Annotated in this window: 10 protein-coding genes and 3 pseudogenes; 6 read left to right on the top strand and 7 right to left on the bottom strand. The window is 57.9% G+C overall.

What is annotated here, in order from left to right; all coding sequences use genetic code 11:
* Positions 1-149: 149 nt before the first annotated feature.
* Positions 150-629 carry a VOC family protein gene (locus ACYZTR_RS16330; RefSeq protein WP_461972483.1) on the top strand — a complete coding sequence of 160 codons (480 nt, stop codon included), beginning with the start codon at positions 150-152 and terminating at the stop codon, positions 627-629.
* A 94-nt stretch (positions 630-723) separates the two neighbouring features.
* On the opposite strand, the gene dapF is transcribed toward ACYZTR_RS16330, so the two are convergent.
* A complete protein-coding gene (gene dapF, locus ACYZTR_RS16325; protein WP_461972481.1) occupies positions 724-1,542 on the bottom strand; it encodes a diaminopimelate epimerase in 819 nt (272 codons plus the stop codon).
* Positions 1,543-1,796: 254 nt separating this feature from the next.
* Between dapF and ACYZTR_RS16320 the strand changes: the two genes are divergently transcribed.
* On the top strand, positions 1,797-4,382 hold the full coding sequence (locus ACYZTR_RS16320; RefSeq protein WP_461972479.1) for a bifunctional diguanylate cyclase/phosphodiesterase: 2,586 nt from the start codon (positions 1,797-1,799) through the stop codon (positions 4,380-4,382).
* A 173-nt stretch (positions 4,383-4,555) separates the two neighbouring features.
* Positions 4,556-4,756: pseudogene (locus ACYZTR_RS16315) on the top strand (GNAT family N-acetyltransferase); the annotation flags it as partial.
* Between the two features lie 4 nt (positions 4,757-4,760).
* Here ACYZTR_RS16315 and ACYZTR_RS16310 read toward each other — a convergent pair.
* Positions 4,761-5,186, bottom strand: coding sequence for a hypothetical protein (locus ACYZTR_RS16310; RefSeq protein ID WP_461972477.1), 426 nt, complete (start codon positions 5,184-5,186; stop codon positions 4,761-4,763).
* A 205-nt stretch (positions 5,187-5,391) separates the two neighbouring features.
* Here ACYZTR_RS16310 and ACYZTR_RS16305 point away from each other — a divergent pair, with 205 nt between their 5' ends.
* On the top strand, positions 5,392-5,757 hold the full coding sequence (locus tag ACYZTR_RS16305) for a PH domain-containing protein (protein WP_461979758.1): 366 nt from the start codon (positions 5,392-5,394) through the stop codon (positions 5,755-5,757).
* A 658-nt stretch (positions 5,758-6,415) separates the two neighbouring features.
* Here ACYZTR_RS16305 and ACYZTR_RS16300 read toward each other — a convergent pair.
* The 4 genes from ACYZTR_RS16300 to ACYZTR_RS16285 form a co-directional block, all read right to left on the bottom strand.
* Positions 6,416-6,634: a hypothetical protein gene (locus ACYZTR_RS16300; RefSeq protein WP_461972475.1), complete on the bottom strand. Its 219-nt coding sequence runs from the start codon at positions 6,632-6,634 to the stop codon at positions 6,416-6,418.
* A 221-nt stretch (positions 6,635-6,855) separates the two neighbouring features.
* Positions 6,856-8,964 (bottom strand): TonB-dependent receptor, encoded by a 2,109-nt coding sequence (locus ACYZTR_RS16295; protein WP_461972473.1) that lies wholly within the window; start codon positions 8,962-8,964, stop codon positions 6,856-6,858.
* Positions 8,965-8,978: 14 nt separating this feature from the next.
* A complete protein-coding gene (locus tag ACYZTR_RS16290; RefSeq protein WP_461972471.1) occupies positions 8,979-10,190 on the bottom strand; it encodes an MFS transporter in 1,212 nt (403 codons plus the stop codon).
* Positions 10,180-12,105: an IucA/IucC family protein gene (locus tag ACYZTR_RS16285; protein ID WP_461972469.1), complete on the bottom strand. Its 1,926-nt coding sequence runs from the start codon at positions 12,103-12,105 to the stop codon at positions 10,180-10,182. Before ACYZTR_RS16285 ends, ACYZTR_RS16290 begins: the two co-directional genes overlap by 11 nt.
* A gap of 192 nt (positions 12,106-12,297) precedes the next feature.
* Between ACYZTR_RS16285 and ACYZTR_RS16280 the strand changes: the two are divergent.
* Together ACYZTR_RS16280 and ACYZTR_RS16275 are read left to right on the top strand one after the other, a co-directional pair.
* A pseudogene (locus tag ACYZTR_RS16280) lies at positions 12,298-12,495 on the top strand (hypothetical protein); the annotation flags it as partial.
* 129 nt (positions 12,496-12,624) lie between these two features.
* Positions 12,625-12,954: pseudogene (locus ACYZTR_RS16275) on the top strand (GTP pyrophosphokinase); the annotation flags it as partial.
* Positions 12,955-13,061: 107 nt separating this feature from the next.
* Here the strand turns inward: ACYZTR_RS16275 and ACYZTR_RS16270 are convergent.
* Positions 13,062-14,738: an MFS transporter gene (locus ACYZTR_RS16270; RefSeq protein ID WP_461972467.1), complete on the bottom strand. Its 1,677-nt coding sequence runs from the start codon at positions 14,736-14,738 to the stop codon at positions 13,062-13,064.
* Between the last annotated feature and the right edge of the window lie 157 nt (positions 14,739-14,895).

Raw genomic sequence — 14,895 nt, 5'->3', positions numbered from 1 at the left:
AAATAACTGATGCAGAGCGCTAGGCGCTGGCATCGGCTTCATGCTCGTCGGCGGGTCGAGCGCAAGCACTCCTCTTGCGACTGACCGGCCGCGAGAAAACCTTCGGGGGTGATCCTGCTCAAGTATTGGCCCCATTTTGGAGAACCAGGATGATCAGCAAAAACACGATTAGTCTCTGCTACAACGGCACCGCGTTGGACGCTGCAACGTTCTACGCCGAGACGTTCCCGGACAGCGTTGTCGGCGCTGTCCATCGCGCGCCTGGCGACTACCCGGCGGGCAAACAGGGCGATGTCTTGACGGTCGAGTTCACGGTGATGGGCATCCCTTGTCTGGGACTGAACGCCGGCTCGGCGTTCAAGTACACCGAGGCTTTTTCGTTCCAGGTTGCGACCGACGATCAAGCCGAAACAGACCGCTTGTGGAACGCGATTGTCGGAAATGGCGGCCAGGAAAGTGTATGCGGCTGGTGCAAGGACAAGTGGGGATTGTCATGGCAGATCACACCACGCGTTCTGACAGCCGCGATAACCCATCCTGATCGAGCGGTGGCCAAGCGCGCTTTCGACGCCATGATGGGGATGAGAAAGATCGACATCGCGGCGATTGAAGCGGCTGTTAAGCGTTAACCAACGTTGCCTGGGGCTGGGCACCGACTACGTTCGCTTTCTGGCGTCTTTGTTGTCGGTGTCGCGTTGAGTCACGGGATCAATGCCAAAGCAGCTATAAAACTGGTAATAAGCTATCGGTGATTGTTCCCGAAAAAGTTGTCTCTACCGGTCCGATGAGAAAGACAGGTCCCACGCCATCCCATTGAACCGTTACGATTCCGCCATCACATTCAACCTCAACGGAATGGTCTAACAAGCCACGACGAATGCCATTAACAGCGGCGCCACAAGAGCAGGAGCCTGAACCGAGCGGAATACCGCCCCCGCGCTCCCAAATGCGCAATCGAATGTGATTTCGGTTAATGATCTGGACGAAATGCACGTTCGTCCTGAGGGGGAATAGGGGGTTGGTTTCGATTGTCGGTCCGTTTGTCGCTATATCAACGGCTGTTAGATCATCGACAAAAAAGGTGCAGTGCGGATTTCCCATGCTGCAAGCTGTTGGGCCACCGGCAAGGGGCAAAACAGCAGTATCCAGTTCCAGAGCCAGGGGAATATCCGACCAGCCGAAAAGTGGCTCTCCCATGTTGACGGAAATTGCACCGGTTGAGGTTCGTTCGCAAGTGAGTAGACCGCGGTTGGTTCGCAGCGCTATCGACGTCATATTTGATTCGCGCATCAGCCTATCTGCGGCGCCCCGCGTTGCGCTGCCACAGGCATCCAGCGTGGAGCCATCTGCATTCCAAAACATCAAGCGCGCATCGGCATCATCGCAATCGAGCACCACCGCGAGTTGATTGAATCCGATGCCTCGGTTCCGATCACCCATTCGCCGAGCCATGAGACTTGTCATTGGATTGTCCGAGTTTCGCGAGTCCACAATAACGAAGTCATCGCCATTGGCGTGCATCTTATGAAAACTCAGCGGCATAAATGGATCCTGGCGACGAGACATGTGGTGAATTGATGTTAAAGGCGATCAAGCCGCATTCGCCTAACTTTTTCAAGTTGGGGCTGGACGCTCAGGCGGGTCGGATGTTGGCGGTGCTGAAGCTTAGCGCAGGACTTGAACTGTAACCGGCAGCGGGGAGATGAGCCCGGGTGACGCATGGTCACTCACCCTTCAGCAACTGCAGCCGATAGCTTGAGATGCAGCCGACTTGCCTCAACGACCAGCGGGAATCTATGTCGAACAATCTCCCTTCTATCCCCCGCACACCGATCGACCGTTCAAGCGTATCGCTGGCACGCGCTTCTCTGTTCAAGTTTGCGGGTCTCTTGGCGGGCGTTTTTTTCCTTGCCAGCTATTCACTTGTTTATCTTGCGCATGATTTAGACCGAACGGAGGAGGTCGAAAGTGCTTTTTACACGAAGAAGGCCATGCAATCGCTGGAAAAATCGCTGCGGTCGACCGTCAAGGACTACGCATTTTGGGGCGATGCTTACAAGCATCTGCATGTTGAAATAGACGCTGACTGGGCGTACATACGACAAAACGTCGGGACACCGCTTTACACGGATTTTGGATTTCCGGGCGTGTTTGTCATCAACGACGTCAATCGCACTGTTTACTCTGTGCTCAAGGGTGAGTTGAAATCGGTTGAAGTCGAGGAGTGGCTCGAGCAGTCCATTGACGCGATTCTCGTAAAGGCTCGTGAAGGCGCGGAAACGGAAACGCCGACAACCGCCTTCATTGTCGTTGGAGGCGTTCCAGCCTTGGTCGCGGCCGCGGCGATTACGCCGGGAACTGACCCGACAGTGGAGTCTGATGACCGGTCGCCGTCGGTGTTGATGTTCGTCGACATTCTGGACAGCGCCAAACTCGAGACGATAGGCAGGGATTACGGGGTGAATGGCCTGCACGTCGCCACTTCTGACGAAATCGGCAAAACGTCTGTCTTTCCATTGGGCGAGAACGGTACTGCCGGTAGTGTGCACTGGCGTCCGTCCAGGCCAGGTCTGCGGTTATTGGGACTAGGGTTGCCATTGATCGGCATCGCCGCGCTCTTGGTGTGGCTGATGACCTGGGCCATCTTGCGTCGCACGACCGCGGGTGCACAGGCGCTTGACACCAGCTACACATCACTGCAAAGCAGTCAGGCTGCCCTCGCCACCAGCGAAGCGCGCTTTCGCGATGTCGTTGAAGCCAGCTCGGACTGGGTATGGGAAATAGACGCTGATTGGCATTTCACCTATCTATCCGAGCGATTTGAGGATGTAACAGGGCTCTCCAGGGATGCTTGGATTGGTGCGGCGATGGGTGATCTGCTGAGCACCGAATTAGGCACGTTATCTCAGTGGCTCAGCATCCCGAACCGTCGCGCGGATATCAGTGTTCAGTGCCGCTACGTGGATACTAAAGGCCAAGAGAGAATCACGCGTCTTTCGGCGCGAGAAATGGCCGGTGGAGGATTTCGGGGTACTGCAACTGACGTCACCGAGGAAGTCGAAGCCCGTCGCAGAATCGAATTTCTCTCACAGCATGACGCGCTTACCGGGTTGCCTAACAGGACACGGCTTCAGGAGTTTCTTGACGGTAAACTCAAGGCTTTGCCAACGGTAAAACAACCGCTGGTCATGCTCAGTCTGGACCTGGATCGATTCAAGCCGGTGAATGACCTGTTGGGACATGCGGCAGGTGATCTGGTACTCAACGAAATATCGAGTCGCCTGGCTGACTGCGTGCGCCACGGGGACCTTGTCGCCCGGGTCGGGGGTGATGAGTTTGTCCTGATCCTGACCGATGTGAGCTCCCAGCAAGAAGTCGAGGCGCTATGTCGCCGCCTGATCGAGTCCATCGAGCGACCTATCGAGATCGATGAGCAGGAAGTGTTCGTCAGCGCCAGTATTGGCATCGCAATGGCGCCAAATGACGCTCGCGAGGCTACGGAGCTGCTTCGCTATGCGGATATTGCGTTGTACGAAGCCAAGGCCGGCGGTCGTAATACATGGCGCTTTTACGCAGGCGATATGAACGCGAAGATCATTGAGCGCCGCCGTTTGGAAAGCGACCTGCGTTTTGCGATCAAACACGGAGAGCTGCGGTTGCATTTCCAACCGCGCTATCGCATCGCTGACGGTCAGATGGTCGGTGCCGAGGCGTTGGTACGCTGGCAACATCCTGAACGTGGTTTGATATCACCCGACACGTTCATCCCCATTGCGGAAGAAAGCGGGCTGATTCTTTCCTTGAGCAACTGGGTCATCGATACCGCCTGCAGGTACGCCGCGCGGTGGCCGGAAAGCCTGTTCGTATCAGTTAACCTGTCGCCCATCGAATTCAAGCGAGGCAATTTGGTAGAGCGCCTCCAGAAAATACTCTTCGACTCTGGAATCGATCCTGCCCGAGTAGAGCTGGAAATTACCGAAAACGTCATGCTCGAAGATGCTGAAGGTGCGCTTGAGATAATGCGTACGCTCAAACGCCTCGGCGTGCGCATATCGATGGACGACTTCGGAACGGGATATTCTTCGCTGAGCTACCTGCGCGCCTTCCCATTCGATGGCTTGAAAATAGACCGCAGCTTTTTAAACAGGCTGGGTGAAAGCGAGGGTGACAAGTCGATCATCCAGGCCATTGTGGGCTTGGGCCGCGCGTTGTCGCTCACCGTTACCGCAGAGGGCATTGAAACAGCCGAGCATCTGAAGTTACTGAAAGCGGTGTCGTGTGACGAAGGTCAAGGCTATTTCTTGAGCCGGCCGCTCGATACTTGCGCGTTCAACACTTTGGTGGGAGTCAGAGAACGTACAGGTATTAAAAGCAACGTGTAAGGCGCAGTACAGACGACAGGCATAGAGTGCCAAATGACTTGGACTCATTCCCAAGGCCCCGCCAGAAATGGACGGGGCTTTTTAGTTCTCTGTCCGCCACTGGCTAACGGAGATTGAAATGTTGGAGATTAAACGAGCCCGTCACGGCGATTGCTGGACGGCATTCGACAGTCGTTGGCAAGCGCATTCTGGATTACCTTGAATGCCTGGCACGGGATTTTGGGCGGATGGAAGTTAAACTGGACGCTACGTTAAACGCTGCTCAGTTTTACCGGCGATGCGGTTTCGTCGGTGATCAAACGGCTATTTGCCACTCGCCCTCCGGCCTGCAACTCGCTTGCATTCCAATGGTGAAGAGGCTGTTGCGTTCTTGAACAGCTACTTCGCTTTCCAGTGACCACCGCCCGACTCGCAATCAATCTTCGCCTGACTCAAATGCTCAGCGTTGTAGTAATACGTAGTGACCTGAGCATTGTCGGGAATATTCAGCGATTTGCTGTTCTTGTCCTTGCTGGTTGAGTGAGGGTTGGCCAGCGATTCTTGCGTCAACTTCGCGATACACGTGGCCTGAGAATGATCGGCGCACTGTTCGACTTTTTTCTTGGTGCTGGCCAGCATGTCTTTGCTCTCGTTGCTGCATGACCAATCGATGGCGCTCACCGGCATGCCGTCGTACTCATAGCAGCTATGAGATTCCACCACCGGAACGGAAGGGCTTTGGGAGCGGGTCAGCACGTCACAGCCTTCAGCCATGACCAGGGTGGGACTCAGGCTGGCAAGCAGAAACAGCAGTTTACTGTTCATCGGGATTTTCTCTCCAGTGGCGCTTTACTTGATCAAGGATCGCGCTTATAGGGTTTCGAAAACGCGATGAGGCGTGGGGTTCAATTCGTTTTATAGGCCCGCTGCGGGAGGGGGCGCAAAAAGCGAAGACCCGATGGTATGCTCACCGCGCCACGCGCTGGCAATTCAGGGAACACTCTTTAAGGAAAGGAATGGCGGATGATCGATTGTCAACAACAAAGGCTTTTTCAAGCTCAAGCAAAACAACGAGTATGCAGAGCGAGTCACCGCGCTGCTGCTGGACGGCGAGCAAGTCATTGATGCCTACAAATCCATGCGCGACGGCGTGGTGTTTACCAATAAACGAATCATCGCGGTCAATGTACAAGGCATCACCGGCAGCAAAAAAGACTTCACCTCACTGCCTTACAAAAACATCGTCGCCTACTCCGTGGAGACCTCGGGCACCTTCGACCTGGCTTCTGAACTGGAAATCTACTTTTCGGCGCTGGGCAAAGTGAAGTTTGAATTCACCGGGAAGACGTCGATGGTCGAGATTTCGAAACTCATCTCACTGCATCTGTTGGGCTGAGTTTTTGGGCTTCGTGGCAACTTTTCAGAGGTGACAATCGAAGTATGGACACTGCATTGGCTGGAAGCCTCAGGAAGCCTTCCGAACTTCGCTCCGATTTGATCGGAGAATTGGACGCCGCTTACAAGACGGTCTCTCGTCTGATTACCCCTGCGTGACTTGATGTGTTGATTCAGAGGCTCCCTGGCGAGACCATTCCTGAAATTGGCCTCTTGGGGCGGGCTTATCGAAGCACCATGTTCACGATGACTATCCGACCCGGACAACCCGAATTTTGGCAAGCCTGCGCACGGGCACGCTGCATCGGCAAATCGTTCATGAGGTCCATCATTGCTTGCGCATGGCGGGCCCTGGCTACGGTTGGTCAGCGAGGGACTTGCCGGACAGTTTGTCCGGCACTTGCTCGGCAGCGACCCAGAGCCTTGGGAGTTTGCCGTCACCTGCGCCGATCTGCTTCGCTCATCTGTAGACCTGAAGACCCTTGAGTCCACGAACTACAATCACGCAGAGTGGTTCGCAAGTCAGCAATATGGGAGGGATGCAGGGATAGATTTCATTGGGGAGCCCGCAGAATTCGGAAAAAATCGTACGCTAAGATTTTCTGACGTTGGCGTCGGGCTCTCTGAGCCCGTGGATCAAACACCAGCCCTGCTGCGCGCTAATAGTCTGGCTCAAATTGCAAGGCGACCTCGAAGTCCTGTCCACCGTAAAAAACGCCCAAGATGGAAACCTGCTTGGCATCAACGGCAAAGGCAATCACGGCCCGCTTGCGATAGTTCGCGATACGCAGACCTGGGCGTATATCGTCCCGCTGGTTCCCTCGATGTGGGAACGTCCCTAGCTCTTCGCAATGGGTCACGATGGCGTCGGTATACATGGTTGGATCGGCTTGAACGCATAAGGCGACGCTTGAGTGTTTGAACTCACCAGCTATTTTGGTCTCTTCCTGGCGGCATTCGGTGCCGCCAAAGCACGACCACGCGAGTGGGTTTGGGACTGCATCATACGGTCGATGGGAAGTACTCCCGACGAGCGAGCTCCTGTAATCTGTCATCGTTCAAAAAACGATGACAGATTACAAGTTATGTACCTCTTGAGTTACCAGTCGACCGAGTAACTGACGCTCAGCGTACGCCCTTCGGCGTTGGCAAATGGCGCCCGGGCATTGGCTTGGGCGAAGAGGTTCTGGTAGGTGCGGTTGGTCAGGTTGTAAACCCCGCCCTCAAGTCGGCCAACCGGCAGTTCCACTGAGCCGAGCATGTCCACCAGGGTATAGCCCTGGATTTCGCGGCCATTGTTGTCTTTGGCGGCCTCGTCGTAGCTGGACAGGTGCATGCCCTGCAGACGCAGGCTGTAGTCGTCCTCGGTAAAGCCGACGAACAACGTGGTTTTGGCCGGTGAAATGCGGGTGGCCGGCAGGTCGATCCATTTGCCGTTCTGTTGGGTTTCACCCTTGGCCCACGCGTAAGTGCCGCCCACCGACCAGTGATCGGTTGCGCGATAGGTCAGGCTGTTCTCGATGCCGCGCACGCGTTCCTTCTGGTTGATCAGGCGTAATACGCGGTCGTTGGCGTCGTAGAACTGGGTGACGTCCGAAGTGTTTTCATAAACGGTGACATCGGCCTGCCATTGATCCCAAGTGCCACGCCAGCCCAGCTCGTAGCTGTTGACTTTGATTGCCTGGGCATTGAGGCTCTGGATATTGAAGGTGCTGCTGACATCGCGCATGAAACGCTGGATGTCCGGCAGCGAAAAGCCCTGGCTGAAGTTGGCGAACACATCCTGGTTTTCACTCAGGTGATAGACCGCGCCCAGATTGTAGAGAGTATCGTCATACTTGAGGGTGTCACCGGGCAACGTCGAGCGCCGGCCGGTCTGAACGATTTCACCGTAGGCGATGCTGTCGGAGACTTCGCTTTCGATCCACTCACGGCGTATGCCACCACGCAGGGTCCAGTCGGCAATGTCCCAAGACATCTGCCCGAACAATGCCTTGGTGGTGGTTTCGATGTCCGGCCCCAGTTCAAAGGTGGTGCCCGTCTTGGTGTAGTTCAGGCCGTTGACCCGGTACTGATCGCCACGCTGGCGGGAGCGCTCGTGGTCGTAGTCGGCGCCCCAGACCAGATTGCCGGTGGCATCGCCGATAGACGGCAACGGGCTGTCGATGGCAGCACGCAGGCCGTACACATCTTGCACGCTGTTGTTGTCCGAGACACCGGCCCTGCCCCGCGCCAGGTCGGGAAAGAACAGCGCGTCGGCACGACGCCAGTAGCTTTCGACCAGCAGACCCTGCCCGTACAAATCCTTGTCGGTGTAGTTGAGGTTGACCGCCTGGTTATGGGTGTAGGGTTGGTCGTCGAGCTTCAAGCCCTTGACCGCGACGGCTTCGGTGCGGTTTCTCGGGTCCTTGGTGTAGCCGGTGTCCTGCTGGTCCTTGTAGTCCTGCAGCGACAGGTTGATTTTTTTGTCGGCATCGAGCTCATAACCGAACCGACCTTGCAGGTCATAGGTTTCGGTGTCCATGTTGCTGCCCTGGGAGGTGTCCTGGGGAATGCGCTTGCCGTTGCCGTCGAACTGGTCGTTGCGCTGGATCAGGTCTGCCGAGACATACCAGTCCAGGGCGTCCTGTCGGCCTGTCGCACTTTGAAACGCCTCGTAGGCGAAGCCCTTGGGATTGAGGTTGTTGCCGCTGCCCAGGCCCAGTTTGCTGCTGAAGGCGAGGTCCTGGCCCTGGTTGCGTTTGGTGATGATGTTGATGATGCCACCCGAAGCCCCGGCACCGTAGATGCTGCTCGCGCCGGACACCACTTCGATGCGCTCGATGCTGGCGGGCGAGATGCTGTTGAGTTGACGGAAGTTGTCACGGGTGGCGTTTTGCGACACGCCGTCGATCAACACCAGCATGTTGCGCCCGCGCAGGGTCTGGCCGAAGTTGCTCATCCCGCCGCTGGAGGGTGCCATGCCCGGCACCAGTTGCCCGAGGATATCGGCGACCCGGCGGCCGGTACCGCTTTGTTCGCGGATCTGCTGTTCGTCGATGACCTGCACCGAGCCTGGAATCGAGGCGATGCTCGCTTCGCTGCGGGTGGCCGAGACAACAGTGGCTTGCATGTTCAGGGTGCCCGGCTGCTCGATTTCTTCGGCCCAGGTTTGGGCGCTGAAGGAACTGAGCAACGGAATGAGCACGGAGAGTTTGGTTCGAGTCATGGTACGGTCTTTTTTTAGTTGTGATGAGTGGTGGTAGAAAAAACAGAGGACTGAGGCATCGACGCGGATGCCCTTGCCCAGCGGATGCCCAAGGCGGCCAGGGCGTAGGTCAGGGCGACCAGCCAGAAGCTATGGGCGAGCCCGACCAGCCCCATGCCGATCCCGCCGAGTACGGTTCCCAGCAGCGCCCCGGCTTTCGCCGCGCTGTTGCCCAGGCCCAGGGCAAAACCCTGCTGGCTGGAGGAAACGGTGTTGGCGATCAAGGCATAGGCCACTGGCAACAAGGCCCCTTGCCAGATGCCCCACAGCAATCGGGTGGCGAGAAAGCCCATCCATTCGTTGGCCAGGGCGGTCAGGGCCAGCGTCAGTGCACACAGCCACGCCACGCCTTCGATGACGCGCAGGGTGTAGGCCGACTCCCAGCGATCGAACATTCGCCCCCACAGCGGTGCGGAGACAGCCAGGGTCGCCGCGCTGGCGGCATAGGTGGCGCCGATCAACCATCCGGGGGCCTGCAGCACGTCGGCGACATACAGCGCATAGAAAGGCTGGGGCATCATCTTCGCGGCCTGGATCAGCACGATCACCAGCATGATTGCGCCCAGCCAGCCTTTGGGCAAAGCCACGCTGGCGGGTGTTTTCTTGTGCGACGCCCGCGCCGTATCGGCGGGCAGAAAGAAACTGCCCAGTGCACACAACAGGCAAATCAGCATGGCGCCGTAGCAGAGCAAGGCAAAGCCCGAGATATCCATCAGCCAACCGCCCAGCACCGGCCCCACCAACGAGCCGACAGCGGTTGCCGATTGCAGGCGCGCGAGCGTTTGCCCGCGACTCGAGCAGTCGCAGCAGGCCAGGGCGTAAGCTTGAGCAGCGGCCAGGAACCCGGCCAATGCGCCTTGCATCACTCGAATCGCGACCAGTAACCAAGGGTCAAGCGTGATAGCTGCCAGCCCTTGGCACAAGGCCAGCGCCAGCAATGCACGGATGATCATCGGCTTGTGCCCGGTACGATCGCCCAACCGCCCCCACAATGGCGTCAGGAGCATGGCTGCAAGCATCGGCCCGGCGTATACCATCGCCGACAGCAAGGCTGTGTGCCGCGCCTGTTCGGGGCCGAGCAGATGCTGAATCTGCAAGGGCCAGAACGGGCCGCTCATCTCCATGGCGCCCATGGAGATAAGCTGGATCACTATCAACAAGCGCAACGCGCGGCCGTTAGCGGCCATTGGCGAACGTACTCAATGGATTGCTGAGGCGTCCGACGATGTCCGCGTGGCTGTCCAGCAGACGCATGCGCATGAACGACTTGGCCGGCCAGTCGAGCTCGAGCAACGCTTGACGCTCGGTTTCCCAACGCTGCGGTTCAACCCGTTCGCGCAGTGTGTCGAAGCACTGGCTGACCTGTGTGGCCAGCTCATTCCACAGAAGGCTTTCCGGCACATTCCAATGACGTGCACAAAGCAAGGCCAGTTCGCCCAAGTGGCACATGAAGGTGGTGTGCAGGAGTTTGTCTCGGACAAAACCGGACTCGTCGTACAGCGTCATCTTCGGGTCGTGCAGTTGGATATCGAGGCCGTGGGCATGCAGGGCTTTGCGATCAATGCGAATGTCTCCGAAGTCACGCAGCAGCAGGTGACTCAACTGCCCGTCGGCCCCCATCACCATAAAGCTGTTTTGCTGGTGAGCTTCGAAGGCCACGCCGTAAATCAGGTAAATGCCGAGCAGGCTCGGGACGGCGATCGCTAGATAGTCGCGGAAAAATGCCTGCATTGCCTCGTTGTCATCACGGCCCTGGGCCAATCGCACCCACTGGCGAAGCAACGGTTGATGGTGTTCGTCCACGGCAAACAGGCTGCCAACCGGCACAGCCATTTCACCCGCCTGCAACAAACTCAACGGGTTGTCCCGGTAGAGTACCGCGGCATGCCGTGAATGTTCGTCATTCACCGGTTGCGGGGCGTAATGCACGCCGATGCGCTCCGGCACGATGTTCAGCAAGCGCCGGATTTGCGGCTCTTGATCGAGAATTTGCAAAAGCAGTTGGCTGATGCGTGGCCCCATCCGCGCCGAGCGCGGCGAAACGGTACGCTGCACACTGGTCAGGCGCAGTGCCACCGGCAGCTTTACCATCGGCGCGGTGCGACTGGCATCCGGTACGACCGTGCGGAACGACATGGTGGGATGACCCGTAAAGGCGACGATGTCGGTCACGATCAACAGATTATCGCCAATCTCGTTGGCGAACGAGCGCGGCAACTCTTCATGTGCCTGCCAGGGATGCGCGGGAAGCGGGACATAATCCTTTATATCCAGCCCTCTGCGTTGTAGTTCAGCATGCAACTGCGCTGCGGCTTGGGGGAAGTTGGCTTGCCACCAGTCCCGGTAATCCCCGGTCCCGGCCAGTGATTCGACGTGGGCGTACTGACGGTGCAGCGCACACAGCACAATCGGAAAACTCGCTTCGAATTCCGGCGAGAACGCGATGACCTGGGAGGCGCTCAAACCTAGTTTGGTCTTGTAGTTAGGGTGCCAGGGGTGCCCCAGGGTGCCCCACTGTTCAAGCAGTGAAGTCGGGTTCTGCTGCGAAGGGCTGGCTTTGAGCCAGGCCAGTAGATTGTCGCCATGTTCCGTACCGACCTGCTCTTTGAGTTGCAGTGTCCAGCCGTGATGGAATGCCAGGCAAAGGGTGTCATTGCTGAAACTGTCATCGAGTTCCTCGGCCAGGCGCTGCAGCACTTCGCTCGAGGCCGGCGGGTTGAGCCGGGTGCTGAGATGGGCCAGCAATTCGGAAGGCAGCTGGATTTTGTGAGGCAAACTGGAGGGGCTATGCAGAGTAATGCTGCCACGCACGTCCCAGCTGTTCATCCGCCCTGCCGACAAATGTTCAAAGCAAAGTTGGACGCCATTGTCCAGCGGCAACCAGCAGCGATTGTGTTCGTCGTATTTGCAATCATCGGGGGTGATCAGGCCTTCGCGAAACAGTGCCTGGAGCAGACGTTGAAAGCTGCGCTGCGAAGCGGGCGCTAATGCGTCGCTCAAATGATCGAGGGTGATCCGGTAGGATCTGAAGGCTGGGGTGCCAAGCGCTTCGCTCCAGCGTGCGAGCAATTGCTGCTGTTTTTCCGGGTAGACGTGCTTCAAATCCGACTCCACATGGACAAATTCAGGTACAAACGCGAAAAGAATACGCTCCAAAGAACTTAATGCCAATGATAACTATTACTAATGGTGTTGAGAAGGTCCTTGAATGCAGCACGCCGCGTGTAATGCTCTTCGGTTGAGGGCTTAACTACGCGAGTTGACCGAGCTAGCCCAGCAAACAGACAAAGCAACAAGCTCGACGAGCTGACCCTCAAAGCGGGTAGTAACAGCACTTGGTTGACCTGGCTGCGACAGTCACCGCTGAAACCGAATTCGCGGCGCATGATGGAACACATCGAACGTCTGAAGATCTTCCAACTGGTGGCCCTGCCGGAAGGGCTCGACCGGCAAACCCACCAGAACCGCCTGCTCAAGCTGGTCCGCGAAGGTCAGCGAGAACTTCAACACGCTGCGCCGCTACACTCCGGCCTTTCTGGAGGTGCTTCAGCTACGGGCCGCACCAGCAGCGGGCCGGATCGAGCGCACACTGTTCATCCTGGACTGGCTGCAAAGTGTCGAGCTGCGCCGTCGTGTGAGGGGCAGGTCGACAAGGGCGCAAACCCTTACATCCTGGATGACGTGGTCGAAGACTGCGGCATCAGCCTTGATGACCTGCGCAAGGAAGGGTTCAGCGAAGTCGTTCTGACAGCCATCGAATCGGTCACTAAAGTGCCGGGTGAATCTTATGAGGCCATCGTCGAACGCGCGGCGCAGAATCCCATTGGCCGGGTAGTCAAACTGGCGGACCTTGAAGAGAACAGCGATCTGTCACGGATTGCGCAGCAGTCGTGGGAAGACCTGGAGCGCATTGAAAAGTATTGGCGGGCGATTGGCGTGTTGCGCTCATAACGAGCCGAACAAATAGATCCGTCCGCATTTCCGTCCAAAGCGGTCGATGCAACACACTCAATACGGAAGGATTGCCCTCTCCCTTGCGGGAGAGGGCACGTGCCAGCCTAGGTGTGATGAATGTCCCGATCCTTGGTTTCCGGCAGGAAGAAGATGCCAAGAATCGCCGTCATCACCGCGATGACGATGGGGTACCACAGCCCGTAGTAGATATCACCCGTGGCCGCGACCATGGCGAATGCCACCGTGGGTAGAAAGCCGCCGAACCAGCCATTGCCGATGTGGTACGGCAGCGACATCGAGGTGTAGCGGATGCGCGCCGGGAACAGTTCCACCAGCCAGGCGGCGATCGGGCCATAGACCATGGTCACGTAGATCACCAGGATGGTCAGGAGCAGCAGCACCATTGGGTAGTTGGTCTTGGCCGGGTCGGCCTTCTCGGGGTAGCCGGCGTCCTTGAGGGCGGTGCCGAGTGTGGCGGTGAAGGCGTCGTTGCGAGTCTTGAGGTCGGCGGCCGGCATGCCGGTGCCCTCGAAGCTCGGGATCACCTTGTTGCCAATGCGGACCTGCGCGACGGCGCCCGGCTCAGCTTTCTCGTTCTTGTAGGGGATGGCCCTCTTCGCCAGCACCGTCTTGGCGAGGTCGCAGGAGCTGGTGAATTTGGCCTTGCCCACCGGGTCGAACTGGAACGAGCACTGGTCAGGATCGGCGATCACCGTGACCGGGTTCTTCTCCTGTGCGGTGAACACGTCGGGGTTACCGTATTGGGTCAACGCATGGAAGATCGGGAAGTAAGTCAGCGCTGCGATAATGCAGCCGGCCATGATGATCCCTTTGCGGCCGATGCGGTCGGACAGGCTGCCGAAGATGACGAAGAACGGCGTGCCGATCAGCAGGGAGCCGGCAATCAGCAAGTTGGCGGTCTGCGGGTCGATCTTCAGCGTCTGCAGCAGGAAGAACAGCGCATAGAACTGCCCGGTGTACCAGACGACGGCCTGGCCGGCAGTGCCGCCGAGCAGGGCCATGATCACGATCTTGAGGTTGTCCCAGCGGGCGAAGGATTCGGTCAGCGGCGCCTTGGAGGACTTGCCTTCGGCTTTCATCTTCAAGAACACCGGCGACTCACTGAGTTGCAGGCGGATGTACACCGAGACGATCAGCAGCAGGATCGACAGCAGGAAGGGGATCCGCCAGCCCCATGCCTCGAAGGCTTCGGTGCCGAGGAGGGTGCGGCAGGCGAGGATCACCAGCAGCGAAAGGAACAGGCCGAGGGTCGCGGTGGTCTGGATCCACGAGGTGAAGTAGCCGCGCTTGCCTTTCGGCGCGTGCTCGGCCACGTAAGTCGCCGCGCCGCCATACTCACCCCCCAGGGCCAGGCCTTGCAGCAGGCGCAGGATGATCAGGATGATCGGCGCCGCCACGCCGATGGTCGCATAGCCGGGCAAAAAGCCCACGATGGCCGTGGAAATACCCATGATGACAATGGTGATGAGGAAGGTGTGCTTGCGCCCGATCATGTCGCCCAGTCGGCCGAACACGATGGCGCCGAAGGGGCGTACGGCGAACCCCGCGGCGAATGCGAGCAGCGCGAAGATGAAGGACGTTGTCTCATTGACGCCGGCGAAGAAGTGCTTGGCAATAATCGCGGCGAGAGAGCCATAAAGGTAGAAGTCGTACCATTCGAACACGGTGCCCAGGGACGAGGCAAAGATGACCTTGCGCTCCTCCTTGGTCATCCCGTGGTGGGGCGCACTGCCCGTGGATGTATTGTCGATTGCGGCCATGAGTCTTCTCCGTCTTGCTCTTGTTGTAGGCCGGAGTACCTCACTACCTTTATTGCCGCACCCAGGCCCTGGGGCTGATGTCGTCGGATGACGAATTGCGCGAAGCATGCACACAGGCTGACGGCCTCGCATCGCTGCAAGGTTTCTTGAAGCATAA

The organism is Pseudomonas sp. Hz4 (genome assembly GCF_054898165.1).
This window is presented reverse-complemented; position numbering and strand designations above follow the sequence as displayed.

Coding starts and splice junctions, on each gene's coding strand:
- dapF (WP_461972481.1), bottom strand. CDS start 1,542: ATGCCGCTGAGTTTTCATAAGATGCACGCCAATGGCGATGACTTCGTT.
- ACYZTR_RS16330 (WP_461972483.1), top strand. CDS start 150: ATGATCAGCAAAAACACGATTAGTCTCTGCTACAACGGCACCGCGTTG.
- ACYZTR_RS16310 (WP_461972477.1), bottom strand. CDS start 5,186: ATGAACAGTAAACTGCTGTTTCTGCTTGCCAGCCTGAGTCCCACCCTG.
- ACYZTR_RS16290 (WP_461972471.1), bottom strand. CDS start 10,190: ATGGCCGCTAACGGCCGCGCGTTGCGCTTGTTGATAGTGATCCAGCTT.
- ACYZTR_RS16320 (WP_461972479.1), top strand. CDS start 1,797: ATGTCGAACAATCTCCCTTCTATCCCCCGCACACCGATCGACCGTTCA.
- ACYZTR_RS16295 (WP_461972473.1), bottom strand. CDS start 8,964: ATGACTCGAACCAAACTCTCCGTGCTCATTCCGTTGCTCAGTTCCTTC.
- ACYZTR_RS16300 (WP_461972475.1), bottom strand. CDS start 6,634: ATGTATACCGACGCCATCGTGACCCATTGCGAAGAGCTAGGGACGTTC.
- ACYZTR_RS16270 (WP_461972467.1), bottom strand. CDS start 14,738: ATGGCCGCAATCGACAATACATCCACGGGCAGTGCGCCCCACCACGGG.